The sequence below is a fragment of the Streptococcus pseudopneumoniae genome (assembly GCF_001074975.1).
Lineage (GTDB): Bacteria > Bacillota > Bacilli > Lactobacillales > Streptococcaceae > Streptococcus > Streptococcus pseudopneumoniae_D.
Genome location: NZ_JUUO01000133.1, coordinates 1 through 25,878, shown reverse-complemented (window position 1 = coordinate 25,878; position 25,878 = coordinate 1). Strand labels below are relative to the sequence as shown.

Sequence of the window (25,878 nt, the reverse complement as noted above, 5' to 3'; positions counted from 1 at the left end):
TTTATTTTTTGACAAAAACATATTGTTTAGTGAGGAAATCTCCCTGAGGAAGAACGACGGTTAAGCCAGCATACATGAGCTCAGCTCCTGAATAGACTTGGTTGGTCTCTTCTAAGCTATAGAGTGCATCTTCTTCCAAGCCTTTGAGCTTCAGGGTCGGCTCGATCTCCTCAACCGTTGATAAGACCCGTACATAGGTTACAACCGTACGGTCTTGATAAGTGAACTGTACAGCTGCTTCGTTGGATTCATTATCGGGATTAATTAGTCTATACTGTTGTCCAAACTGAACTACTGGTCGTAATTCTTTATACAAGTTCACCTGATTAGCAATCGTAGCTTTCTCTTCATCGGATAAACTTGTCAAATCAAGCTCATAGCCCAAATTTCCCATCATTGCCACATGACCACGTGTTTCTAACGGTGTCTTTCGTCCCATCTGATGATTCGGTACTGCTGACACATGAGCCCCCATAGAAATGGTTGGATAGAGATAAGATGACCCGTATTGAATTGGTAAACGTGCAATGGCATCAGTATTATCACTAGCCCAGACTTGTGGGAAATAGCGCATCATACCAAGATCATTTCGTCCACCACCACCAGAACAGGACTCAAAGAGAATATGACTGTGTTTCTCTGTCAGATAAGAAACGAGTTCGTAAAGCCCCAACATATACTGATGAGACTGCATCTGGGTTTCCAAGTAGGCTGAACCATTCCCCAGATTAGTTATATTGCGGTTCATATCCCATTTGATGTAGTCAATTTTATGATGAGAGAGGAGTTCATCTAAAACATTTTTCAAATATTCTACTACCTGAGGATTGGCAAGATTCAGTACTAATTGATTTCGAGAATAGGTATGCTCATATCCTGGAACCTGAATAGCCCAGTCAGGATGTTTACGATACAAATCACTATCAACAGAAATCATCTCAGGTTCTAACCAAAGTCCAAACTGCAAACCTCTTTCGTGGATATCTGAAATCAGACTTTCTAGACTTCCACCCAGTTTTTCCTCATTAACAACCCAGTCACCTAAAGCACGATTATCATCAAAGCGATTGCCAAACCACCCATCATCTAATACAAAAAGTTCAATGCCAACTTTCTTAGCTTCATCTGCTAACTCTAACAGTTTTTCTCTCTGAAAGTCAAAGTAAGTAGCTTCCCAGTTATTGATTAGAATTGGACGTTCTTTTTTAGAAAATTTACTTGGAATAATGTGCTTCAGTACAAAATTCTGACTTTCCTGACTAACACCAGTTAATCCCTGATCTGAATAGGTCATTAAAGCTACCGGTGTTTCAAAGTATTCCTCAGGGTCTAACTTCCAAAAAAAGTTTTCCGGATTAATCCCAATAGCCAGCCGAATTTCATTCAATTGATTTTTTTGAACAAAAGCTTCAAAGTTGCCACTATACATTAGTTGAATAGCAAACACATTCCCAGCATCCTCTGTGACTCCTTGTTCGCATAGTAGAAGAGCTGGTGTTTGAGCATGCCCAGAAGCTCCACGGTTCGAACTAATCGAAAAGATTCCTTGTTCTACCTGTTGACGTCTGACAGTCTTTTCACGAGCATAAGCACCCTGCAGAGTTACTATTTCGTAAGCTGTTGCTGGAAAATCAGCCATAAAAGAAAAATCTTTATGGATGACAACCTCCTGATTACTATTATTCTCCAATTTACTGTAGCTAGCAATTGTCGCAACATTATCAAAAGCTGTATAATACAAAGTCAGACTAAGTTGAGCCTTAGGATCTTCTAAAATCAAGGCAAGCGTCTCTGTATCGTCCATGCTATGTGGAGAAGGTAAGCCCTGTGGACCATTCTGACCTTTTAAAATCTTTGCTTCTACAAATCGAAAGTCTGTTACTTCAGTTGCATCATGCTGAACCTGTAAGGTTGGTTTTCTAAAATCTCCTAAGCCATGTTGTCCGAAAATCTGACGTTGTGTATCCAAACTAAAGGTTCGATTATTAGCCGTTGGATTTCCTGAAAAGGCATGATCTCGTTCATAAACACTATTGGAACCTTTATAGTTCTTAATAGTCTTTCCTAAATGTTTCAGTAGTAAGTACCCATCACGATTTTCAATAATCAAACTTAGATTTTTACTCTCAACATAAAATAGATTATTCTCTATCCTAATTCCCATTTACTTTACCTCTTCGATTTCTTGCTTCTATTTTATCATCTGAAATCGCTTTCTAAAATAGAAAAATGTATCAAGAATATGGTAAAATGTTAGGTAGGAGGTAGCACATGCTAGTTTTTTCAGAATACCAGACTGGAACAATTGATCTTTCCCTAAGGTTTTATGGATATGAGGAATGCACACCTAATTACTCTTTTGGACCAGCCATTCGTGATACATACGTTTTACATTATATTAGTAAAGGACAAGGAAAATTTCATTACAAGGGTAAAATTGTTGATTTAAAAGAAGGAGATTTCTTTCTATTAAAACCAGATGAACTAACCTTTTATCAAGCTGATAGTGAAAAACCTTGGGCCTACTACTGGTTAGGAATCACTGGAGGGAAAGCTCCTGACTATTTTGCTCTTTCTCAAATTTCTGACCAATCCTATCTCATCCAATCTGAAACTTGTCATACTCAGACTACTGCAAAACTCATCTCAGACATTGTTCGCTTCGCTCAGATTACAAAATCAAATGAATTAGCTCAACTCCATATCATGGGACAACTCCATGAACTGATGTTTCATCTGGGAACTATTGCTCCCAATCAGAAAAAAAAGAATATTTCATCAACCTACCAACTCTATCTTGAATGCAAACGATTAATTGATAGCCACTATCCTCAATCACTTACAATTCAAGATTTAGCAAAAGAACTATCCGTTCACAGAAGCTACTTATCAAGCGTATTCAAAGAATTTAACACCTTATCCCCCAAAGAATACCTACTCTATGTTCGAATGCACCGAGCTAAACAACTTCTCGAGAATACCCAAGAGTCTATCAAGGTAATTGCATGCTCGGTAGGTTTTTCAGATCCACTCCATTTTTCGAAAGCTTATAAACAATACTTTAATCAGACTCCAAGTCATACAAGAAAAGAATACTCTCAATACCTACTAGTGAGAAAGGAAACACTATAAAATCAAGCATTATTAAAACCAGTGGAACATACCCTAACACGGAATTCCACTGGTTTTTACAATTTTTATCAGACTAAGTTCCACTTTTACTAGCGGTGGAACTTAGTTTGGGAGTTTAGCCCATTACTACATGAAAAAGAGGAATGGTTTATTGTTTATGATCCTTGAGGTTGATGATTAAACAAAGCATGTGTTGCTTGGTGGATGTATTTTGCTGTTTCGGCATTGTTCATGGTATAGAGATGAACACCAGCCACATCCTGAGTTACCAAGTCCACGATTTGGTCCACGGCATAGGCAAGTCCTGCTGCTCTGAGCGACTCAGGGTCATGCTCATACTTGTCTAAGATGGCTTTAAATTTGCGTGGAAGATGGATATTCTCACAAGTCTTCAAGAGACGGAGAGCCTGATTTCGATTCAGGATTGGCATAATCCCTGCATGAATGGGGACATCAATCCCAGCTAAGATGCACTTGTCTTGGAAATCATAGAAGCGCTCATTGTCAAAGAAAAGCTGAGTTACAAGGCTAGAACAGCCTGCATCTACTTTCTTCTTAAGGTTTTGGATATCTGAAATCTGATTTGGCGAATCTGGATGCCCTTCTGGATAGCAAGCTCCAATAATATCAAAGTGAGGAGCTTGTTCCTTGATGAACTCAATCAAGTCGGTTGCATAGCGGAAATCCTTTTGCGGCTCCACATCAGGGATAATATCTCCACGAAGAGCCAAGATTTTCTGCACCCCAACCTTGTCCAAGTCAGCAATAGTTTCAGCAACCTTGTCCTTAGTCAAATAGATAGCTGGCAAGTGGGCAATGGTCGGAATCGCCAAATCATTTTGGATAAAGTCAGCCAAACGGACCGTCGTTTCCTTGATATTAAATTTATTATTGCTGGCAGTTACACTGATAAAGTGTGGTGCTAGCTCCTGCATATCTTGAAGAGCTGCAATAATTTTATCATTGCCTACTGCTGGATTTGGAGGGAAAACTTCAAATGAGAGTGACGGTGTTTGACGTGACATATATACGAACCTTTTCTAGTTGATTTCTTTTTGAGCAACCATTGTAGGGAGAAATCGAATCTTACAATTTCTCACGCGCAGCTTTTGCAGCTTCTACAAGGCGGATCAAGCTTTCTTTAGTTTCTGGAATACCACGTGTTTTCAAACCACAGTCAGGGTTGATCCAAACTTTCTTGCTTGGCACTTTGGCAAGGATAGCTTCGATTGTGTGGTCGATTTCGCCTTCGTTAGGCACACGAGGTGAGTGGATATCGTAAACCCCAGGACCCACTTCTGTCTGGAAGTTTTTCGCTTTGAGTTCGTCCAAGATTTCAAGGTTTGAACGGCTAGCTTCAAAGGAAATAACGTCCGCATCCAAGTTATCGATGGCTGGGATGATATCTGTAAATTCTGAGTAACACATGTGAGTGTGGATTTGAGTATCTGGCGCTACAGTTGAGTGTACCAAGCGGAAGGCAGGAATTGCCCAGTCAAGGTAGTCTTCGTACCAGTCACTACGGCGGAGTGGCAATTTCTCACGAAGAGCAGCCTCGTCGATTTGGATGATTTTCACACCAGCAGCTTCAAGGTCAAGAACTTCATCCTTGATGGCAAGGGCGATTTGAAGAGTCGAATCCTTGATAGAGATGTCTTCACGTGGGAATGACCAGTTAAGGATAGTAACAGGTCCAGTCAACATACCTTTAACAGGTTTGTCCGTACGGCTTTGTGCGTAGCTAGACCATTTAACAGTGATTGGGTTGAGACGAGTAACATCGCCCCAGATGATTGGTGGTTTAACCCCACGCATACCGTATGATTGTACCCAACCGTTCTTAGAGAAGAGGTAACCTGACAAGTTTTGACCGAAGTACTCAACCATGTCATTACGCTCGAATTCACCGTGTACAAGCACGTCAAATCCAACTTCTTCTTGCCATTTGATCCATTCGTCGATGGTTTCAGCAAGGAAGGCATCGTATTCTTCTTGTGACAATTCACCCTTACGGAAGGCCAAACGTTTAGCACGAACTTCCTTAGTTTGAGGGAATGAACCGATCGTTGTTGTTGGAAGTGCTGGAAGTTTGAAAGCTTCTTCTTGGATTGCTTCACGTTCTGCAAAGGCTGGCAAACGAGTGTAGTCTGCGTCAGTCAATCCAGCGATACGAGCACGAAGTTCAGCATTTTCACCAACACGCTCAGTCGCAAAGAGTTCTTTGTTAGCAGCAAGCGCTTCTTCACCTTGACCGTTGCGAATAGCATCCAAGTCACGGATCTCATCTAATTTTTCAACCGCAAATGCAAAGTGGTTCAAGATAGCTGGTTCAAATTCTTCATTAGCAGTTGTAAATGGCACATGAAGAAGTGAGCATGAGCTTGTCAAGACAATGTTTTCAGCTGGGATTTGCTCAAGAACAGCTAAGCTCTTTTCGTAGTTGTTGCGCCAGATGTTTTTACCATTGACAATACCTGCATAAAGAGTCTTGTCAGCTGGGAAGCCACCTTTAACGAGTTCAAGAGTTTTCTTACCTTCAACGAAGTCAAGACCGATTGCATCTACTGGCAATTTCACAAGGTCAGCGTAAACGTCACGAACGTCTCCGAAGTAAGTTTGAAGCAAGACTTCAAGACCTTTCTTATTAGCCAAAAGTTTGTTGTAAAGGTTCAAGAAAAGAGCTTTTTCTTCAGCTGTCAAATCTTTTACAAGAGCCGCTTCGTCCAATTGGATACGAGTCGCACCAAGTTCAGCTAATTTTGCAAAAACTTCTTGGTAAGCAGCTACTAAGCTGTCTACGAAGTCTTCGGCTTTCACGCCTTCTTCAAAGTCTGACAATTGAAGGAAAGTGAATGGTCCTACAAGGACTGGACGAGTGTTAAGGCCAAGTTCTTTTGCTTCTTGGAACTCATCAAAGATCTTGTGACCTGCAAGTTTCACTTGAGTGTCTTTTTCAAATTTAGGAACGATGTAGTGATAGTTGGTGTTGAACCATTTCTTCATCGGAAGGGCACGCACGTCCCCTTTTTCTCCTTGGTAACCACGACCCAAAGCGAAGTAGCGCTCAAGGTCAGACAAGTCCAAGTTTTGAACTGAAGCAGGTACCACGTTAAAGAGGAAAGCTGCATCTAGGAAGTTGTCATAGTGAGAAAAGTCATTTGATGGAATTTCAGTGATGCCTTTTTCTTTGACAATGTTCCAGTGTTTAGCACGCAAGTCTTTTGCTGCTGCCAAGAGTTCTTCTTCTGAGATTTCTTTTCTAAAGTATTTTTCAGTTGTAAATTTTAATTCGCGGAATTCACCCAAACGAGGGAAACCGATGATTGTAGTTGACATGATGTGTCCTCCAAAAATTGTTGTTGAAACTATCTTAACAGAAAAGAAATCATCTGTATAATTGTAAAAAATTAGGCTTTGATATAGTTTGAAACTATATCTCTGTTTTAGACAAAAGAAAAAGACCTGAGACAAATGCCTCAAATCATTTGTGTAGCTTGTTTTAAAGCCGTATTCCAGTTAGAATACTCAAACGCCTTATTAGTAATTCTTATAGGTGACTATGGATTGCTATTAGAAAAGACTATAATACTCTTCGAAAATCTCTTCAAACCGCGTCAACGTCGCCTTGCCGTACTCAAGTACAGCCTGCGGCTAGTTTCCTAGTTTGCTCTTTGATTTTCATTGAGTATGAGTCTACTCTAATCAACTCTTTTCCCGTTCGAGTGGGACGACTACTAGTGTCTTTCCTAAACTGGCTAAGACTTTTAAGACTGTATCCAACTGAGGGCTAGTCTTGCCTGTTTCCATCCTAGCTATGACAGGCTGGCTCACTCCACTGAGTTCCTCTAGCTTTTTCTGGCTGATTCCTTGCTCATGTCTGGCCTCAATCAACTCACTCATGATAGCCACTCGCATATCACTTTCAAGGATTTCCTCCTTGGTAAAGAGTTCAGATCGGACATCCTTCCAGTTACTCCCAATAGCACTATTCTTCATCACTTAACCCTCTTTCTATTAAGTCCTTCAGTTCACGCTTGGCTTTTTTAAAATTATAACTCAAAAGTTATTAAAAGTAAATCTGAACACTCATAAAAAGAAGACCTTAGAAAAATTCCAAAGGTCTCATCTTTATGATTCGAAAAAATTATGGGAAGAGTTATAAATTGAAGGCAATCCTTACTATTATTCCAGCTCTATCCCCTTCTCTCGTAGATTTGCCAGACACTCCTCATAGTAGGTAGCATCATGCTCACTATAGATAGGACTTCTCAGCTTTTCCTCTACTGAGTCTTAATAAGGAGCGCAGGTCTTACCTCGGTAGTTCTTGTCCAGCCACTCTGGACTGACCTTAAAGCCTCGTTTAATCATCTCCTCCATAATCAAGTCATGATAGGAATAGAGACGATAGGGCGAGTGGGTAAAGACATAGTCCACCGTTGCATGCTTTCTGTCCCAGCCATTGCCACGCAGGGCGCAACACTCTCGATGTTGCCCCAAAAGTTGAGGACGGGGAAGTTGTGCGATTAAAGTCTCATGCCAAAGTCTCATGGGAGTCTTCTTTCAGTAAAGTCGAATGTTGCAAGTAGGTATTGGGATAGCGTTCAAGCAACTCTCTCGTCTTAGCAATCACATCTTCCTTGTAAACCTGACCATAGCGGTAGCGATCCAGCAAGATCATATAGTCCTCACGCTCAGCATCTGTCGCTTTCTTTTTAAAATAGCCCCAAATATGCTGAAAGGCATTGCAAACCTGACCTCTATGCTCAGGAATTTGACTGGCACGATCGATCAGTTTTTGAACATGACTTACCTCCACCTCTTCATTCTTCAAGTATTGGCGAATCTCATTGTAAATATTGCTGGAATGGCTCAAAACGAGGTATTTGTTTCTCGCCCAGAGTTGCTGGCATTGAGATTTTTGATTAGTTTGTTCCATCTTTCTCCTTGCTTTTGATCAGTTTCCAGGAAATATGGAAACAAAGTTGTATCTTAAAAATGAGCGGAATATGAGCAAAAAAGAAATAATAATTACTAACTGTATGAAACTTTTTCTTCTTCTAAAAATTTCCTGACTCTTAGGAAACAAAGTAATAATTCTCTTTTAGTTCTCGGAAACGGTCAAACCCTAGAATACCTTCATTTTGTAATCTGCCTAAAACGACGCTCGGATGAATGTCTATCTCCTCAGAAAAGCGAAGAATATCTGACTTATCAAACTTTCCTTTTTTGACAAAAGCTTGATAGTCTTCCGGTCTAATCAAGAAATCTTTTGCAAACTGGTCTGCCTGTTCCTCAGAATGTCGGTAAGATGCGCTATTCCCATCATCAGATGAAAAGTCATTTTGTAAAATATGTCCAATCTCATGGAAAAGTGAAAACCAGAAAATATCGGATACTTTGTTTCGATCCGTGAGTAAAAGTAAGGCACTGCCATTACTGAATTTTTTAGTCGCTCCATTCAGATTGGCATTTGGTAAGGCAGGTAGACCGACTAGGACAACACCACAGTCTAACAAAATATCAGACAAACGTTGAGTAAATTCTTCTGGATCTTGTCTGGTCAACTTTCTCAAAGCAGGCAAGCTTCTTTCTAGCTTTCTACGATTGAGCTTGATAGTTGTTGTATCACGTGCTTTTTTAGACGCCAACTCCAACATAATATTGGAATTCACTATACTTTTAGTCGTGAACTTACGCGTATTCCGATAGCTGACTAGATGATTAAAAGATGTAAGATTTTCTAGACTTGCCACACCTAGAATCTTGCGAAGCTCGACAATCTTTTCCTTCAAGCTATAGCGTTTGTCTGGAACGTAGCCTTTTTCCCTAAAATACTTGAAATCAATCATCTCACAGATTTCTTTCTCGCTACCTTCTTCAAGCTCTCTTTCCTCTGCAATCTCAGCCACTTTTACATCATAAGCATTCTGAAGATTGAGCCAAGTTTGCATGGAAACTCCGCTTAGCTTAGCTAACTTATGAGCCGTTTCTTTACTGATGGACTCCTCAGCATTGACGAGCTTGCTGACAGTCTTTGCCGAAACTCCCAAACGCTCCGCAAATTCCTTCTGCGTTACATTATAATCTTCGATTAACTCACTGACATACTGACCTGGATGAAAAGCAATCAGGTTCTTGTATTCAACAATTTTATTACTCATAGTGATTGCTGACCTCCTCTATTTTTAGGATTTCGATTTCAACGGGACTTGGAAACACCTTTTCTAAATCCTCCTCACGAAATTCTACAATCAACCGATAGGAACTCCTTCGACCATCTATATCCAAAGCAAACTGTCCTTGTCTCTTTCCCTTAAGTTGGTGAAAGTGATACTTAGGAAAAGCCGTCACACTAGCCAAAGAATCCGCCGCTTCCAAAAAGTTGATCAACTGATGCAACTTTACCGCAACCTTTTCCGAAAAATCCTTTTTCGCTCTCCTCAGCTCTGTGCACTGCTTTTTAACAGTTTTGTTTGTATAGATAAGCTTCATATGTCCCTTTCTGTATAATTAAATTACCTTTTAGGTAATTTAATTATATCATCTTTAGAAAACAAAAACCAGCCAAAAGTTAATTTGGCTGGGATTTCAAATCTGATAGATGTATCTAACTATTTCCCCATCACCCTTCAAACTCTTTCAAAAACTCTTTAAGTTCAGCATCGGCTTCTGGTGTGGTTCCGTGTAGTTGACCGAGCATTTCAAGTAGAGAAGCGGTTTGGTTTTGGATTGCTTGATTTGTCGTGTTGATCTTGCTGACGATATCTGTCAGGGGCTCAACTTCCTCTTCCTCAAAGGTATCTACATAGCGAGGGATATTGAGATTGTAGTCATTTTCAACGATTTCTTCATAGCTCGCTAGATGGGCAAACTTGTCAATCTCTTCACGAGACTTGTAGGCTTCCAGAATCTTCTCGATATGAGCATCCGTCATGATATTCTGATTTTTCCCCTTATCAAACTCCTTAGAGGCATCGATAAAGTAGACATCACGATTGGTACGGTTCTTTTTGAGAATGATAACCGTGGTCGGAATGCTGGTGTTAAAGAAGATATTTGCTGGAAGACCGATAACCGTGTCAATAGCTCCTTCTTCTAGCAAGGCCTTGCGAATAGTTCCTTCCGCATTTCCACGGAAAAGAACACCGTGGGGAAGGACGATAGCCATGACTCCGTTATCCTGCTTGAGATGGTAGTAACCATGTAAGAGAAAAGCAAAATCAGCCTTGGACTGGGGTGCCAGTTTCCCAAATGGAGAGAAACGAGGATCCGCCATAAAGCCAGAGCTCGCTGACCACTTGGCAGAGTAGGGAGGGTTCATCAGAACACCGTCAAAGTTAGTCGGCTCTTGAGTCGGCCAGTCTTCATCTAGTGTATCGGCATTGTGGAGAAATTGATTTTCAACAGGAACACCGTGTAGAATCATGTTCATCCGAGCCAAGTTATAAGTCGAAGTATTGAGCTCCTGACCAAAGTAGACCACTGTCTGCGGTTTATGAGAGTATTTCTTGGCATTGAGCAAGAGAGAGCCAGAGCCCATAGTCGCATCATAGATAGTAAAGCCTAGCTGGTCCTCACGACCCAAAAAGGCAATCTGAGTCATAAGTTTGGCAACAGGCTGAGGTGTATAGAACTCACCAGCCTTCTTACCCGAGTCAGTCGCAAACTGACCAATCAGATACTCATAAGCATCTCCCAGCATATCACCAGCATGACCAGCCACATCTAGCACAGCCAACTCCTTCATGACCGCCGCCACCGTTTGGTTTTGCTTTTGCGGAGTCGCCCCTAGCTTTTTAGAATAGAGGTCAATATCTTCAAAGAGGTTTTCATAGAGTTCGTCACTCTGCTCAATATCACGAAAACCCTGAGCCAAATCTTCCAACTGGAAGGTCCCCTCATTGACACGTGCTACAAGAGCCGTAAAGGTCAACTCAGGCTTGATACTGTAGTTGAGTTCGTCCTTCATAACTGCAAGAAGATCCTCGTGGGTGTCCGCATCCTCGTAGTAGTTACGATAGACCTCAAGGGCAGCCTCTAGACTCTCACTCCCCTCTTCCATAGTCTCCGCCACGAAAAAGAGCATCTTATCTGACAGATACTTATAAAAGACCATCCCCAAGAGATAGGACTTGTAGTCGTTGGCATCCATCTTAGAGCGGAGAACATCCGCTGAGTTCCACAGGGCTTGGTAGAGCGACTGGGACGTTTGTGTTGTTTCCATAATTTTCTTTCTAAGTTTTGAAATATAATTGTTAAAAGTTATCACTAATCATCTAGATAAACATATCCTGCAAGAGTTTCTTTTTCAAAGTCTCAAGCTGAGAAATTTTTTCTCGATGAGAATTGATGAGGTTATCGAGATTTGAGAAATAGGAGCCGATGGCTTGTTGTTCTTTAATAGTTGGAATAATAATTGAAATATTCATAAAATCATCAAAACTAATATTTAACAATCCATCCATTCTAGCACCCGATGAAATGAGTTTCCCTAATTCTCGATCTGGAATTTTTGTTGAAAACATAATTTCAATAAACTTTGAATCGGCTAGTTGATTAACTCTAAAACTGTGATAAACCTTTGGAACAAGTGCTTCTTCATATTCCTGTAGTTCAAAAACAACTCCATATTTTGCTAATTTTGAATTACCATGGTTATATGATAGTTCTCCTTTTTTTAACAGGGTATAGTTTTTTTGCTCTTTTCCAGCAATATTAGCAGAAAATCGGTCAATTTGATCCATCCAACCGCCTGATGCAGAAATTGTTAAAGTTGGCAAATCCATTCTTCCATCATTCCCCTGAACACGATGAGCGACATCTTTTAATTTAGACTTTTCCCACTCACCATCAAATCCATCCAAACGAATCTCAGGGACTGTCTGACCAGCTTTGGGAAACATCTTGAAGAGCATGGTCTCCTTAAAAGATTGATAGTTGGCGAGATTGTCCTTGTAGCTGGCAAGCAGATCGTCAAGGGTGCGGAATAGGGAGCCTATGGCGGATTGTTCGGAAGAGTCTCGCGAATAATTAACAAAAACTTGTTTAAGGAGCGAAAAATGCCTCTTATAGCCTTGACTTTTTGGAATATAATTTTGAGTTAGGTAATACAAATAATCTCTTTTCAAGATAGTTGATTGCAAAATTTTTATTCCATCAGTAGCTAGAAGAAAAGGGGCCTTAGGTCGATATAATGATAAAGTATGATCTCCAAAAAGAATAACACTTTTGTATTTTTCAAATGGTCGGTCGTCAGAATAACCTAAAATTGGTATATCCCCTTGTTGTATGACTTCATACTTCCCTAAATCACTTACAACACTTTTAATATACATTCTTGTACTTTCTGACCTTACAATTTCACCAAATATTTTTTTTTCAAAATTCTTGTTAAAACCATCTACTCTGATTCTAGGAACACTCATTTTTTCATTTCTCCCATCTCAATATTTTACTGATTTCATGAAGTTCCTCAGAAAATCTTTCTGAATCCAAGGCGTTTTTCAATTCTTCCTCTTTTATTTCTACAATTTCTCCTATCTCATTATAAACAAATTGATCAATAAATTCTTCTTTAAGAAGTAAGGAGGTTGCTCTAGAAAAACCTAAATTTTGCAATTCTACCACTTGACGATCAGTAGTCCCATACTCTAAATAATTAGACCACTCACTATCAATCTCTATGCCTTTCTCAATAAGTAATAGAGTATAATTCGTTATATAATTTTTTATTTTAAATTGAATTTTAGTATTTATGTCACCAATAATTTGATTAATCAACGCATTTATATGTTCTCTATTAAATTTATCAAAAGTAATGTAGAGATTTTTTTCTATCTCTATCTCTCTGGGATTCCCTTTGTTATGGTAGTAATTTGTCATATAATTAATAATTTGATTGAGCGATATACCGCTAATCCAATTTGACATCAATGCAGCTAAATATTTAAGTTGACTTTCTTTTTTTAACAATGGACGATTCCCACCGCTTTCTAAATAAAGCCAATCATATTTTTGACATAGTATTTTCAATATTTCAAAACATGCATCATAGTCAAAACTATTTGGAAAAGCAGTAGCTGAGCTAGTCAAAATTTTATTTTGCGAGTCTAGGTTAATATTAATACTCTGTTCTATAATTTTTTCAGGAACTTCTAATTCTGAACGTTTTTTCTTTAACGTTTTTCTACCATTATCGCCTATTTTCTCTAAGAATTTATCTTTTAATATTGAAGAACTCTCAACAATATCTTGGTATAAAAGTATATTCGAATACATTTCCAAAATTTTCTTTTCAGAATCTGTTAAATTCTTATTGGTCAACGGCGCATTATTCAATACATTATTTATATTTTTATAGAGATTTCGATTGCTGTTTTTTAATAATATAGGAGTCTTTCGTTCAATTGTTCTTTTCTTTAAAATTGCAAAGTCACTATCTTTCCAATATCCTTTTTTATCAACTACATGACAGCAGAAGATATTCCCACTTAGATCTATAGTCAATCTACCAGCCCTACCAGACAAATTCCAGAAATCAATATCATCCATTTTTCGTTGCCCTATTTTTTCGGAAAAAATAAAGATATTTTTGGCTGGTAAATTCACTCCCTCTAAAAGTGTTGATGTACAAAATAAATATTTTATAACCCCTTCTTTGAACAATTCCTCAATTCCTTCTCGAATTGTCTGTGGCAAATTTCCAAAATGATAAGCAACCCCCTTGCGTAAACAATCTATCAAGTAATACTCTTTATGGATGCTTGTAGAGACTATTTTTATCAGTTTTTCTAATTTCCCATTATTTAAATCTGGCAAACTCTGTGCAAAATTCACTGAAAATTTTAAAGTATAGTTCACAGTGTTACAATATACTATATTTTGATGACTCCCTCCCAGTTTTATAAGGATTTCTCTTATATTCGCATCTTCAGTTTTAAAGTAATTTAATCCTTCTAAGGCATACTCTGTTTGATCTTCTAAAAGCATTATAGATTTTTTATTAAATGAATCAATGAAAAATTTATTCTGTGTCACTGATTTTTCACCAATTGCCATACTTTCTTCCTGACTGCTACCAAAAAGTTTTAAAAAATCTTCTACATTTAGAATATTAGGAGAAGCAAAATAGATGTTAACACTTTTTCTTTTAGCTTGAGCAATAGAATGATATAGTAGTGGTGCACGTGTATCATCATTTAACAACTTTTGCGCTTCATCAACAAATAAATATCCTATGGAAGGATTAGAAACTTCAGCAAAATATGAAATTAACCTCTCTGGAGTAAATACAAAGATATAACGCTTATCTTTTTTCTTGTACAGTAATGGTATTTGCGGATAAGAAATAATTTCATAGCTATCATTTCCTAGTTCGTTTTTTAGTTTCAAGGTCACTTGATGTATTAATGCTCTGGTCGGAACTACGATAGCCATATTTTCACTGGAGTTTTTAGTATCTATAATATATTTAATAAACGACTCAATTACAAAAGATTTTCCAAAAGATGTCGAACCAGAAAAGCTGTAATGATTACTATCTTTTAAGTTCTCAAACAACTTATATTGAGCATCTGTAAAGATATATCCTTCTTTAGGTGACTCTTGAAAAACTTCCTTTATTACTTTATCAACAATAATTTCATCATTCATTTCACCTTCTGGATTTACTATATTTAGAGATGGAAAATTTCCCATTTTTATCAAAGCACTTGAAGCAAAAGTTTTAAAATCAGGATTTTCTTTTATATTGGGCAGTTCATTACAAAGCGCTATAATCTTCAAAACTAAATTTTTTGCCTTCGAATTATTACTTCTAGATAGAATATCAGTGAATCGCATTAAATCATAAAACTCTTTTTCATCTATACTGCTACTACAAATACTATTAAATAAAAACTCACCGTAACTCTTTTCAATTTTAGTAATTAAATAAATTAAATATTCATCACAAAGTGCCTCTTCTGTTAACTCTTCTATAAAGTTCATTAACTTAACAACTCCTTTAAAATCATTTCCCTATCATCTTCAATATTAGCAAAAGGTAAAACATAAATGTAAAAAGTATGTCCAAATAATTTATAATTTTCTACATATTTGTTAATATTTTTAATTTGTTTTTTTGTCACTTCTATAATTTTGTCTTTGATAACTTCTCGAAAATCATTATTAGATAATTTTTGCAAATCAGTATAGTTAAACTCAAATCCAACAAAAATTCCAAAAGCATCATCTACATAAAAACCTGACTTAGTTGATGGATAAATAATACTTTTTAAAAATAGTTTCTCATTTTCATCTTCAATTTCTCTATCAAGATTTGAATTTAATAACCCTCTCTCAAACATTATTCCACTTTTATCATTATCTTTTTTATTTTTACCTTTTTTGAAATCACTTATGGACTCAAAAGCATGTCTTAATCCATCGGTTAATTTTTTCTCAACCTTTGATTCTCCAAAAATTAAATGATAATTTCCATCAACTAATTTTAAATAATGTAAACCGTCAGCTCCATTTACATACATATTTTTAGCTGTTTTAAGTTCTAGCTTTGATAAAATTTTAGGCGCTCCAAGATGCCCTTCCAAAAAGCAATATAAAAAAAATTCTCCAAGCTCTCCTTTATTTTCTGTATAATCCCTAAATTTTTCTCTAGCCTTTTTAGATAGAGCTAATGGCTTATCTTTATATTCTTTATTTATTTTTCTGGATAAAGCAAACTCTGCAACTGATTCTAATAATTGTTCTGTTGCGTTTTTATAGTCAAAATCATTTGCATTTATAATAAAAGAAAAAACTTCTAGTTTATTATTTGATGAAATATCAAATGTTCCAAGATGAGTTGTAACATCTTTAATTCTTATTGAATTACTATTAATTTTCATATTATTTTTCCGTATTACATTCTATCTCCCAACCCTCAATGGCTCAATAACTTCCTCTACTAGCTGGGTATAGGCTTCCTTGATTTGTTTTTTATAGAGGAGAGGATTGAGGGCATCCGCCACCTCTAGCTTATAGTCCTGATAGCGCTGGCTCTTGGTTAGCTGGCTTTCTCCTAGTTGTTTTTTAGCTCCCTTACGGTAGTGCTCGACATAGTAACGGAGTTCATCCTCTCCGACATACCAGCGCTTGCTAAAGACTTGGATATGTTGCTGGATAACCGCCTCTATCATCTGATCCAAGATATTTACGATAGACTGACCGCGATAGCTTTCTGGATGTTCTTGTACCTCTCTCCACAGTTCAGTGATGATCTGGGCAAGATTCGGATTGGTCTTCTCAAGACTCTGAATATAATTATCCACGGCTTCCTTATCTTGAGCGCTTAGGTTCTTTTCTTGACTCTGACCTTGTTCAATCAAACTTTGGATCAAACTTTGGATCAAGGTTAGGATATAGGCATAGTTAATTTCGTCCACTTGGATAGACTCCAGTTCATAGTGGATATCAAGCGGCTCTCCATCGTCATCATCCTCTACTCGACTTTTTAATTCTGCAAGGACATTTCGATAAAGTCCCAGATACCTTTCCAACTTTTCTCCATCAAGTCCCGTATGACTGTAAAGCTCTTCCTCATCATACTCTTTATACACTCGGATAGAGGCTAGGTATTTATCAAAGGCTTGATAGGTTTTAGCTAGTTTCCTCAACTCAGGCGTAGAGACTTGCTCAAAATCTAGACCATTCACATAGTCATCAGTAGCAAGATTTTTGAAATCACTGCAACTCCGTAAAAAGTTCCTCTTTTCTTCTTCCCAGCTTGGGGCTAGGACCTCGTTTTCTCCACCATTTGAGTAGAGTTTGAGTGCATTATCCACTGCTTCCTTAAAAGCTAGGGGCTTTTGGAAGGTGATGATATGACCATAGGTCTTACTAGAATCAAAGATACGGTTGGTTCGGCTAAAAGCCTGAATCAAGTCCTGCGGTTGCATGGGTTTTCGGTCAATAAAGAGAGTCGATAGACAAGGGGCATCAAATCCCGTTAAGAGACGATTGACTACGATAACTAAGTCCAACTGCTCCTTGCGATAGAGGGATTTGTCCTGCTTTCTAGCTAGACGATTATTGACATCCGTATTAAAGCTACGAAGATCCGCCATGGTAAAGTGGGTATCAAACTCTTGGTTGTAGTCCTCTAAGACCTGCTTCATGTGGTCTTGATTGGCTCTTGAGTCTTCTTCATTTTCTGTGACCGAGTAGGTGATAGTCGCTTTTGGAAAGTCTGGAAGGACCTGCTTGACCCTTTCCGATACCTTGACTCTTGTCTCCCCAGCCTTGACTCGTTTGAGGAGGTCATAGTAGGCTTGAGCTTGAGGGATGGATTTGACGGTTAGGATGGCATTGTAGGTCTTACCAACTCCTTTTTGGAAGCCTAACTGTTGACGCGATTTATTGATAATGGCATCCAAGACTTCCAGCATATGTTCCTCATCCTCGTAGACAGTATCTGGTATGTCATTTTCAGATTTATCCGTGATGAGGGTATTGCGATAATCCACCTTAAAGCCCAAAACTGCTCCATCATGGATGGCTTCCTTGACCGTATACTCATGGAGACGGTCACCGTACTGTTGCTGGGTGGTTTGGGCTAGGTCACCGACCTGCTGGCGTTTATTTTCCTTAAAGATAGGTGTGCCTGTAAAACCATACCAGAGAGATTGTGGGAAAAAGACCTTAATGTCTTTTTGTGTTTGTGGCGTCACGGCACGATGGCATTCATCCACGACAAAGGCCACTCGGAGACCCTTGATTTTGTCAGCATCACGCTGGTAAAGTCCTTGCTCAAACTTGCGCATCATGGTGGTGATTTTCTGGATAGTAGTTACCACCACACGCTTATCATTACTTCCTAGTCGCTTTACCAAATCATGGGTATTATCCGTCTCATCGATATCGATGACATCATTGGTCGCATAAGAGAGGAAGGATGATGTGGTCTGTTGGTCCAAGTCCCTGCGGTCAACGACAAAAATCGTCTTTTGGATGGATGGAATCTGGAGGAGATTCCGAGCTACCTTATAGGAGGTCAAGGTCTTCCCTGAACCTGTCGTGTGCCAGACATATCCTGATGCTTGCTGGCGAGAAGCTTCTTGCACTGCTTCGATGGCGTGGATCTGGTAAGGACGCAGAAGGATAAGAGCCTTCTTACTATCATCAAGGACAGAATACTGCATAACCATCTGGTGGGCACGAGGAATGGAAAGGACTTCGTGGGCAAAACTGGTCAAGCTCGTTAAGGGTTGGTTATCCTTATCCACCCACTTGGTTAGAAATTGCTTGTTGAGTTTATTTTCACGAGCTGCAGCGATATAGCGTGTGTCTACCTTATTGGTCACAACAAACATCTGTAAGCTAGAGTAGATGCCACGGAACTTACCTTCGCGGTCATATTTTTTAATTTGATGAAAGGCATCTAAAAAAGCAACTCGGGGACTTTTAAGCTCGATTTGAATCATTGGAAGACCATTGATCAAGAGGGTCACATCCAACCTACGGTCTTGATCCTGAGGAGTTACTTTGTCTCTCACGACTTGATTGATAACTTCATAACTAGACTTGCCAGCTGCGATATTATCTCGCCAAATGACAGATAAACGGATAGTCCCCAAACTAGCATCTTCTCTCTGAACCTCAACCTTGGCAATGCCATTTTCGCCTACCAACCACTTGGCTGCATCATAGTAGCTAACAAAGTTCAGTTGATTCTTTATCTGGCGTTTTTCCTGTTCTGTCAGGGGATAATCTGCCAATAGAGCCACATTGTTCTGGGCTAGCTTTTCAAAGAAATTTTCCCATAATTGCTCTTCTGTTTTGAGGTCTTCTCTATATGTCCATTGACTTTCCCCAGTTACCAGTTGGCTGATCAGTTGTTTTTCTATCTCCAGTTCTGGTTTTACCTGTATCATACTCTCTCCTTTGCTACTTGTCTGCTCCCTTTATTATAGCATGTTTAGTCTCAAAATCCATCACTCTTCCCATTGCAAAAGCAATCTTCCCCCTTTATCCTCCAAAATATGGTATAGTAGAGTTATACTATCTATGAGGAGTTTACATGTCACAGGATAAACAAATGAAAGCTGTTTCTCCCCTTCTACAGCAAGTTATCAATATCTCATCGATTGTCGGTGGGGTTGGGAGTTTGATTTTCTGTATTTGGGCTTATCAGGCTGGGATTTTACAGTCTAAGGAAACCCTCTCTGCCTTTATCCAGCAGGCAGGTATCTGGGGACCACCTCTCTTCATCTTTTTACAGATTTTACAGACGGTCGTCCCTATCATTCCTGGTGCCTTGACCTCAGTGGCTGGGGTCTTTATCTACGGTCACATCATCGGGACAATCTACAACTATATCGGAATCGTGATTGGCTGTGCCATTATCTTTTATCTGGTGCGCCTCTATGGGGCTGCTTTTGTCCAGTCTGTCGTCAGCAAGCGCACCTATGACAAGTATATCGGCTGGTTGGATAAGGGCAATCGTTTTGACCGTTTCTTTATCTTTATGATGATTTGGCCCATTAGCCCAGCTGATTTTCTCTGTATGCTGGCTGCCTTGACCAAGATGAGCTTCAAGCGCTATATGACCATCATCATTCTGACTAAGCCCTTTACCCTCGTGGTTTATACCTACGGTCTGACCTATATTATCGACTTTTTCTGGCAAATGCTTTGACACGTAAAAAATTCGTTTGGTTTCCCAAGCGGATTTTTAGAGCGTAGATTGACTATAGCTTGATACTGAATATACTTTGGTATGGAAATCATGCCTATTTTTCGATAGTGAAGCGAGGATTCACCTAGCCTTTCCGCCGTGATAGAAACACCTGAAATCTAATGGTTTCAGGTGTTCGGAAACTTTGAGACATTAGACTCAAAGTTTAGGTATGGAATTTCGAAGAAAGTCGCTACCGTCCGTAATCACTTAAGGAAAGGCTCAAAAAACATTGTCTTCAAACAAAAATCCGTTTGGTTTCCCAAGCGGATTTTATGCTTTATTTTGAAACTTCTTTTGCAAGGACAAAGTTCCCAAGTGTGGCAGAACCATTTCCTGCGACTGCTGGCGTCACGATGTAGTCACGCACATCTGGTACTGGTAGGTAACCATTGAGAAGAGCTGTAAATTTCTCACGGACACGGTCCAACATGTGTTGTTGAGCCATGACCCCACCACCAAAGACGATCACGTCTGGACGGAAAGTCACTGTAGCATTAACTGCAGCTTGAGCGATATAGTAGGCTTGAACATCCCATACAGAGTTGTTAAGTTCGATATTTTCCCCACGAACACCTGTACGAGCTTCCAAACTTGGACCAGCTGCATAACCTTCCAGACATCCATTATGGAAAGGACAAACACCTTTAAATTCTTTTTCAATATCCATTGGGTGTCTAGCCACATAATAATGACCCATTTCAGGGTGACCCACACCACCGATGAATTCACCACGTTGGATGACACCTGCACCGATACCTGTACCGATTGTGTAGTAAACCAAGTTTTCAATACGAGCACCAGCATTGTTACGGGCAACCACTTCACCATAAGCAGAGCTGTTTACGTCTGTAGTGAAGTACATTGGCACGTTGAGGGCGCGGCGAAGGGCACCAAGCAAGTCCACATTTGCCCAGTTTGGTTTTGGAGTCGTTGTGATAAAGCCATAAGTTTTTGAGTTTTTGTCAATATCAATCGGACCAAATGAACCAACTGCAAGACCAGCAAGATTATCGAATTTTGAGAAGAACTCGATGGTTTTATCGATAGTTTCGATAGGTGTTGTTGTTGGGAATTGTGTTTTTTCTACAACATTAAAGTTTTCATCTCCGACAGCACAGACAAATTTTGTACCGCCTGCTTCCAAGCTTCCGTATAGTTTTGTCATGATAAACCTCTTGTATTTATTTTTCTTTATTATAGCATATTTTCAGATTGAAAACGGCTCTATTTTTTAGATTTTCCTCTGTAAATCTTACCATTCAAGCAAAAACGAACAAACATAACATTTGTTCGTTTTTATGAATCTATTAAGCTTTAACTTCGATGATTGCATCACCCTTAGCAACTGATCCAGAAGCAACTGGATTTACTGAAGAAAAGTCTGCAGTGTTTGTTACGATAATCATAGTTGTGTTATCAAGACCTGCAGCAGCAATCTTAGCTGAGTCAAATGTTCCAAGAACATCTCCAGCTTTAACCTTGTCACCTTGAGCAACTTTTTGGTTGAAGCCTTCACCGTTCATTGAAACAGTGTCGATACCAACGTGGATCAAAATTTCAGCTCCGTTTGCTGTTCTCAATCCATAAGCATGACCTGTAGGGAAGACGATTGTCACTTCAGCATCAGCTGGTGCATAAACAACATCTTCACTAGGTTTCACAGCAATACCTTGTCCCATAGCTCCGCTTGAAAAGACTGGGTCGTTAACATCTGAAAGGGCAACTACATCACCAACGATTGGTGTTTGGATTGTTTGGTCTGCTAGCTTAGATGCAGTTTCTACTACTTCTTCGCTAACTTCAGGCTTTTTTACAGTTGATTCTCCATCAGTTTCATCTTCATAACCAAACATGTAAGTAAGGGCAAAACCAAGGGCAAATGATACAGCTACCATAAGAAGGTATTGTGGAAGTTGTCCGTTACCAAGATAAAGCATTGTACCTGGGATGATTGTGATACCATTACCAGTACCAGCAAGACCAAGGATAGATGCCAATCCACCACCGATTGCACCAGCGATCAATGAAAGGAAGAATGGTTTACGGTAACGTAAGTTAACCCCGAAGATAGCAGGCTCAGTAATACCTAGGAAGGCAGAAAGAGCAGCTGGGAAAGCAAGTGTTTTAAGTTTTGGATTTTTAGTTTTCACACCAACTGCTACAGTTGCAGCACCTTGAGCAGTCATAGCAGCTGTGATGATAGCGTTGAATGGGTTAGCATGGTCAGCAGCAAGCAATTGAACTTCAAGCAAGTTGAAGATGTGGTGAACACCTGATACGACGATAACTTGGTGAACTCCACCAATCAAGAAACCGCCAAGACCAAATGGCAAGTTAAGAATAGCTTTTGTTCCAAGAAGGATGTAGTTTTCAACAACGTGGAAGACTGGTCCGATGACAAATAGTCCAAGGATAGACATAACCAAAAGTGTCACGAATGGTGTTACCAAGAGGTCAATCACATCTGGAACAACCTTGCGGACAGCTTTTTCAAATTTAGCTCCGACAACCCCGATAATGAAAGCTGGAAGAACGGAACCTTGCAAACCAACAACTGGGATAAATCCGAAGAAGTTCATAGCAGTCACTTCACCACCAGAAGCAACGGCCCAAGCGTTTGGAAGTGAGCCAGAAACAAGCATCATACCAAGAACGATACCAACAGCTGGGTTACCACCGAATACACGGAAGGTTGACCACACAACCAAACCTGGCAAGATGATGAAGGCTGTGTCAGTCAAGATTTGAGTGTAAGTTGTCACATCTTCTGGAAGTGCCACCCCAAGAGCATTCAAGAGACCACGAACACCCATGAAGAGACCAGTTGCTACGATAACTGGAATGATTGGAACGAAGACGTCACCGAAAGTACGGATGGCACGTTGGAACCAATTTCCTTGTTTAGCCGCTTCTGCCTTCATTTCATCCTTAGATGATGTTGGCAAACCAAGAGCTACAACTTCGTCGTACATCTTGTTAACTGTACCTGTACCAAAGATGATTTGGTATTGACCTGAGTTAAAGAAAGCACCTTGAACTTTTTCCAAGTTCTCGATAGCATCCTTATTGATCTTCGCTTCATCTTTTACCATAACACGGAGGCGAGTTGCACAGTGAGCTACACTGTTAACATTCTCACGTCCGCCCAAGGCTTCGATGACTTTTTTTGCAATTTCCTGATTGTTCATTTGCAAAAATCTCCTTATAAAAAATTTATTCTTGTATGAAAGCGATTTTACTCGCCCTACGAGTATTATTTTATCATCTTTCAAAAATATGTCAAGCGTTTTGCAGAAAAAATATTTGTTTCTTAGAGTAAGGTCTTTTTTTGATAGATTTTGAGGGTTTCTTAAGAGATTCTTTAAAAAAATAGTTTAAAATGTGAGTTAAAAAGGGTTTTGTTTCACTTTCTTTCAATTTTATGTAGATAGATGATTGATTTTCTGGTTTCTTTTTATGATAAACGTTCGACAGATTTTTCTCTTTTTTAACATAAATGGCTTGCATTTTTTACCGAAAACGGTTACTATTAAAAGTGATAAGATTATTGGAGGAATGAATGAATGGAATGGACAACTGAGCGTCGTTACAGACTTTATCAAGATTGGACGCAAGAAGAAATTCAACATATAAAGGAAAATATGGTACAATCTCCATGGCATACTCATTACCATGTTGAGCCAAAAACAGGACTTCTAAACGACCCAAATGGCTTTTCTTACTTTGATGGCAAGTGGATTGTTTTTTATCAGAACTTTCCTTTCGGTGCAGCCCACGGTTTAAAATCTTGGGTACAATTGGAAAGTGATGACTTGGTTCACTTTAGAGAAACTGGAGTCAAAGTTTTGCCTGACACTCCATTAGATAGCCACGGTGCCTACTCTGGTTCTGCCATGCAGTTTGGTGATAACTTGTTCTTATTTTATACAGGAAATGTCCGTGATGAAAACTGGATCCGTCACCCTTACCAGATTGGGGCTTTGATTGATAAGGATGGCAAGATTACCAAGATTGACAAGATCTTGATTGACCAGCCAGCAGACTCTACTGACCACTTCCGTGACCCACAAATTTTTAACTTTAAAGGTCAATACTATGCTATCGTCGGTGGTCAGGACTTAGAGAAAAAAGGCTTCGTTCGTCTTTATAAGGCTGTAGACAACGATTACACAAACTGGCAGGAGGTTGGTGACCTTGACTTTGCTAACGACCGTACTGCCTACATGATGGAATGTCCAAATCTGGTCTTTTTCGGGGAGCAACCTGTCCTTCTCTACTGCCCACAAGGATTGGATAAGAAAGTTCTAGACTACGACAATATCTATCCAAATATGTTTAAGATTGGGGCTTCCTTTGACCCTGAAAATGCCAAAATGGTAGATGTGTCTCAACTTCAAAATATGGACTATGGTTTCGAAGCCTATGCAACTCAAGCCTTCAACGCTCCTGATGGACGTGCTCTAGCTGTTAGCTGGCTTGGCTTGCCTGATGTTTCATATCCATCTGACTGTTTTGACCACCAAGGAACCTTCTCTTTGGTCAAGGAACTCACTATCAAAGACGGCAAACTCTACCAATACCCAGTCGCAGCTATCAAGGACCTTCGTGCCTCTGAAGAGGTGTTTTCAAATCGTGCTCAAACCAATAACACTTACGAACTCGAACTCAACTTGGAAGCCAATAGCCAGAGCGAGATTGTCTTACTTGCTGACAAAGAAGGCAAGGGACTTTCCATCAACTTTGACCTTGTAAATGGTCAAGTGACAGTGGATCGTAGCCAAGCTGGTGAACAGTACGCCCAAGAATTTGGTACAACTCGTTCTTGCCCAATCGACAATCAGGCCACTACTGCTACGATTTTCATCGATAACTCTGTCTTTGAAATTTTCATCAACAAAGGAGAAAAAGTATTTTCTGGTCGTGTCTTCCCACATGCAGACCAAAATGGTATTCTCATCAAATCTGGAAACCCAACTGGAAGATACTATGAATTAGATTATGGTCGCAAAACTAACTGATGTCGCCAAACTTGCAGGCGTCAGCCCTACTACCGTTTCTCGGGTTATCAATAAAAAAGGTTATCTATCTGAGAAAACCATCCAAAAAGTCAATGAAGCCATGCGGGAATTGGGCTATAAGCCCAACAATTTAGCTCGTAGCCTGCAAGGAAAATCAGCTAAGTTAATCGGTTTGATTTTCCCAAATATTTCCAATGTTTTCTATGCTGAATTGATTGATAAATTGGAACACCAACTCTTCAAGAATGGTTACAAGACCATCATCTGCAACAGTGAGCACGATTCTGAGAAGGAACGTGAATACCTCGAAATGTTGGAAGCCAATCAGGTGGACGGCATCATTTCGGGTAGTCACAACTTGGGAATCGAAGACTACAATCGTGTGACGGCACCGATTATTTCCTTTGACCGAAATCTGTCACCAGACATTCCTGTCGTCTCCTCTGACAACTATGCTGGTGGGGTCCTAGCCGCCCAAACCTTGGTCAAGACAGGCGCCCAGTCTATCATCATGATTACAGGGAATGACAATTCTAATTCGCCAACTGGACTACGCCACGCTGGTTTTGCATCCGTACTCCCCAAAGCTCCTATTATCAATGTTTCCAGTGACTTTTCTCCAGTCAGGAAAGAAATGGAAATCAAGAATATCTTGACCCGACAAAAACCAGATGCCATCTTTGCTTCAGATGACTTAACAGCTATTCTGGTCATTAAAATCGCTCAAGAGTTAGGAATTTCTGTCCCAGAAGAGCTTAAAGTCATTGGCTATGATGGTACCTACTTCATCGAGAATTACTACCCTCAACTGGCTACTATCAAGCAACCCTTGGAAGAGATTGCCTGCCTAACGGTTGATCTTCTCTTACAAAAGATCGAAGGCAAGGAAGTCGCCACAACAGGTTACTTCTTACCAGTTACATTATTGCCCGGAAAAAGTATTTAAGTAGGCTCTATAATATTTGTAGTGGGTAAATCCCCTATGGATATTATGGAGCCTACTTTGTTGTA

The 25,878-nt window shown here is 39.5% G+C and carries 17 protein-coding genes and 3 pseudogenes; 4 read left to right on the top strand and 16 right to left on the bottom strand.

The annotated features are described in order from the left end of the window. Position 1: 1 nt before the first annotated feature. Positions 2–2,164, bottom strand: coding sequence for an alpha-galactosidase (locus ADI86_RS09600; RefSeq protein WP_049532790.1), 2,163 nt, complete (start codon positions 2,162–2,164; stop codon positions 2–4). A 107-nt stretch (positions 2,165–2,271) separates the two neighbouring features. Between ADI86_RS09600 and ADI86_RS09595 the strand changes: the two genes are divergently transcribed. Continuing rightward, positions 2,272–3,132, top strand: coding sequence for an AraC family transcriptional regulator (locus tag ADI86_RS09595; RefSeq protein WP_049532789.1), 861 nt, complete (start codon positions 2,272–2,274; stop codon positions 3,130–3,132). A 155-nt stretch (positions 3,133–3,287) separates the two neighbouring features. On the opposite strand, the gene metF is transcribed toward ADI86_RS09595, so the two are convergent. The 12 genes and pseudogenes from metF to ADI86_RS09535 form a co-directional block, all read right to left on the bottom strand. After that, positions 3,288–4,157: a methylenetetrahydrofolate reductase [NAD(P)H] gene (metF, locus tag ADI86_RS09590; protein ID WP_049532788.1), complete on the bottom strand. Its 870-nt coding sequence runs from the start codon at positions 4,155–4,157 to the stop codon at positions 3,288–3,290. A 61-nt stretch (positions 4,158–4,218) separates the two neighbouring features. Continuing rightward, the gene (metE, locus tag ADI86_RS09585) at positions 4,219–6,468 is read right to left on the bottom strand and encodes a 5-methyltetrahydropteroyltriglutamate--homocysteine S-methyltransferase (protein ID WP_049532787.1); all 2,250 of its coding nucleotides are present in this window, start codon (positions 6,466–6,468) and stop codon (positions 4,219–4,221) included. A gap of 366 nt (positions 6,469–6,834) precedes the next feature. Then, positions 6,835–7,128: a helix-turn-helix domain-containing protein gene (locus ADI86_RS09580; RefSeq protein ID WP_049532786.1), complete on the bottom strand. Its 294-nt coding sequence runs from the start codon at positions 7,126–7,128 to the stop codon at positions 6,835–6,837. Between the two features lie 186 nt (positions 7,129–7,314). After that, positions 7,315–7,680, bottom strand: a pseudogene (locus ADI86_RS09575) (TIGR02328 family protein). Next, positions 7,664–8,068 carry a YbgA family protein gene (locus tag ADI86_RS09570; protein WP_049532784.1) on the bottom strand — a complete coding sequence of 135 codons (405 nt, stop codon included), beginning with the start codon at positions 8,066–8,068 and terminating at the stop codon, positions 7,664–7,666. Before ADI86_RS09570 ends, ADI86_RS09575 begins: the two are co-directional and overlap by 17 nt. A 139-nt stretch (positions 8,069–8,207) precedes the next feature. Beyond that, positions 8,208–9,293, bottom strand: a complete 1,086-nt coding sequence (locus tag ADI86_RS09565; protein ID WP_049532782.1) for a HigA family addiction module antitoxin — start codon at positions 9,291–9,293, stop codon at positions 8,208–8,210. Beyond that, positions 9,286–9,624, bottom strand: a complete 339-nt coding sequence (locus tag ADI86_RS09560; protein WP_049532781.1) for a type II toxin-antitoxin system RelE/ParE family toxin — start codon at positions 9,622–9,624, stop codon at positions 9,286–9,288. Before ADI86_RS09560 ends, ADI86_RS09565 begins: the two co-directional genes overlap by 8 nt. A 130-nt stretch (positions 9,625–9,754) precedes the next feature. Next, positions 9,755–11,356, bottom strand: a complete 1,602-nt coding sequence (locus tag ADI86_RS09555) for a type I restriction-modification system subunit M (protein WP_049532780.1) — start codon at positions 11,354–11,356, stop codon at positions 9,755–9,757. Between the two features lie 52 nt (positions 11,357–11,408). Next, entirely contained in the window at positions 11,409–12,557 is a 1,149-nt protein-coding gene (locus tag ADI86_RS09550; protein ID WP_049532779.1) for a restriction endonuclease subunit S, read from the bottom strand. Positions 12,558–12,561: 4 nt separating this feature from the next. Beyond that, positions 12,562–15,120 (bottom strand): DEAD/DEAH box helicase, encoded by a 2,559-nt coding sequence (locus ADI86_RS09545; protein ID WP_049532776.1) that lies wholly within the window; start codon positions 15,118–15,120, stop codon positions 12,562–12,564. Continuing rightward, positions 15,120–16,019 carry a HamA C-terminal domain-containing protein gene (locus ADI86_RS09540; RefSeq protein ID WP_049511035.1) on the bottom strand — a complete coding sequence of 300 codons (900 nt, stop codon included), beginning with the start codon at positions 16,017–16,019 and terminating at the stop codon, positions 15,120–15,122. Before ADI86_RS09540 ends, ADI86_RS09545 begins: the two co-directional genes overlap by 1 nt. Positions 16,020–16,040: 21 nt before the next feature. Further along, the gene (locus tag ADI86_RS09535; RefSeq protein ID WP_049532775.1) at positions 16,041–19,043 is read right to left on the bottom strand and encodes a type I restriction endonuclease subunit R; all 3,003 of its coding nucleotides are present in this window, start codon (positions 19,041–19,043) and stop codon (positions 16,041–16,043) included. Between the two features lie 146 nt (positions 19,044–19,189). Here ADI86_RS09535 and ADI86_RS09530 point away from each other — a divergent pair, with 146 nt between their 5' ends. Next, positions 19,190–19,807: a TVP38/TMEM64 family protein gene (locus ADI86_RS09530; protein WP_000076168.1), complete on the top strand. Its 618-nt coding sequence runs from the start codon at positions 19,190–19,192 to the stop codon at positions 19,805–19,807. 319 nt (positions 19,808–20,126) lie between these two features. Here the strand turns inward: ADI86_RS09530 and scrK are convergent, their stop codons facing one another. The 3 genes and pseudogenes from scrK to ADI86_RS09520 all read right to left on the bottom strand — a co-directional run. After that, complete coding sequence (scrK, locus tag ADI86_RS09525; RefSeq protein ID WP_049532774.1) at positions 20,127–21,014, bottom strand: fructokinase ScrK; 888 nt, start codon at positions 21,012–21,014, stop codon at positions 20,127–20,129. Positions 21,015–21,156: 142 nt separating this feature from the next. Continuing rightward, positions 21,157–21,603 (bottom strand): annotated as a pseudogene (locus ADI86_RS12585) (PTS sugar transporter subunit IIA); the annotation flags it as partial. 74 nt (positions 21,604–21,677) lie between these two features. Beyond that, a pseudogene (locus tag ADI86_RS09520) lies at positions 21,678–23,037 on the bottom strand (sucrose-specific PTS transporter subunit IIBC); the annotation flags it as partial. Positions 23,038–23,412: 375 nt separating this feature from the next. Between ADI86_RS09520 and ADI86_RS09510 the strand changes: the two are divergent. Then, positions 23,413–24,867 carry a sucrose-6-phosphate hydrolase gene (locus ADI86_RS09510; RefSeq protein WP_049532769.1) on the top strand — a complete coding sequence of 485 codons (1,455 nt, stop codon included), beginning with the start codon at positions 23,413–23,415 and terminating at the stop codon, positions 24,865–24,867. After that, complete coding sequence (locus ADI86_RS09505; RefSeq protein WP_049532768.1) at positions 24,848–25,813, top strand: LacI family DNA-binding transcriptional regulator; 966 nt, start codon at positions 24,848–24,850, stop codon at positions 25,811–25,813. Before ADI86_RS09510 ends, ADI86_RS09505 begins: the two co-directional genes overlap by 20 nt. Positions 25,814–25,878 lie beyond the last annotated feature (65 nt).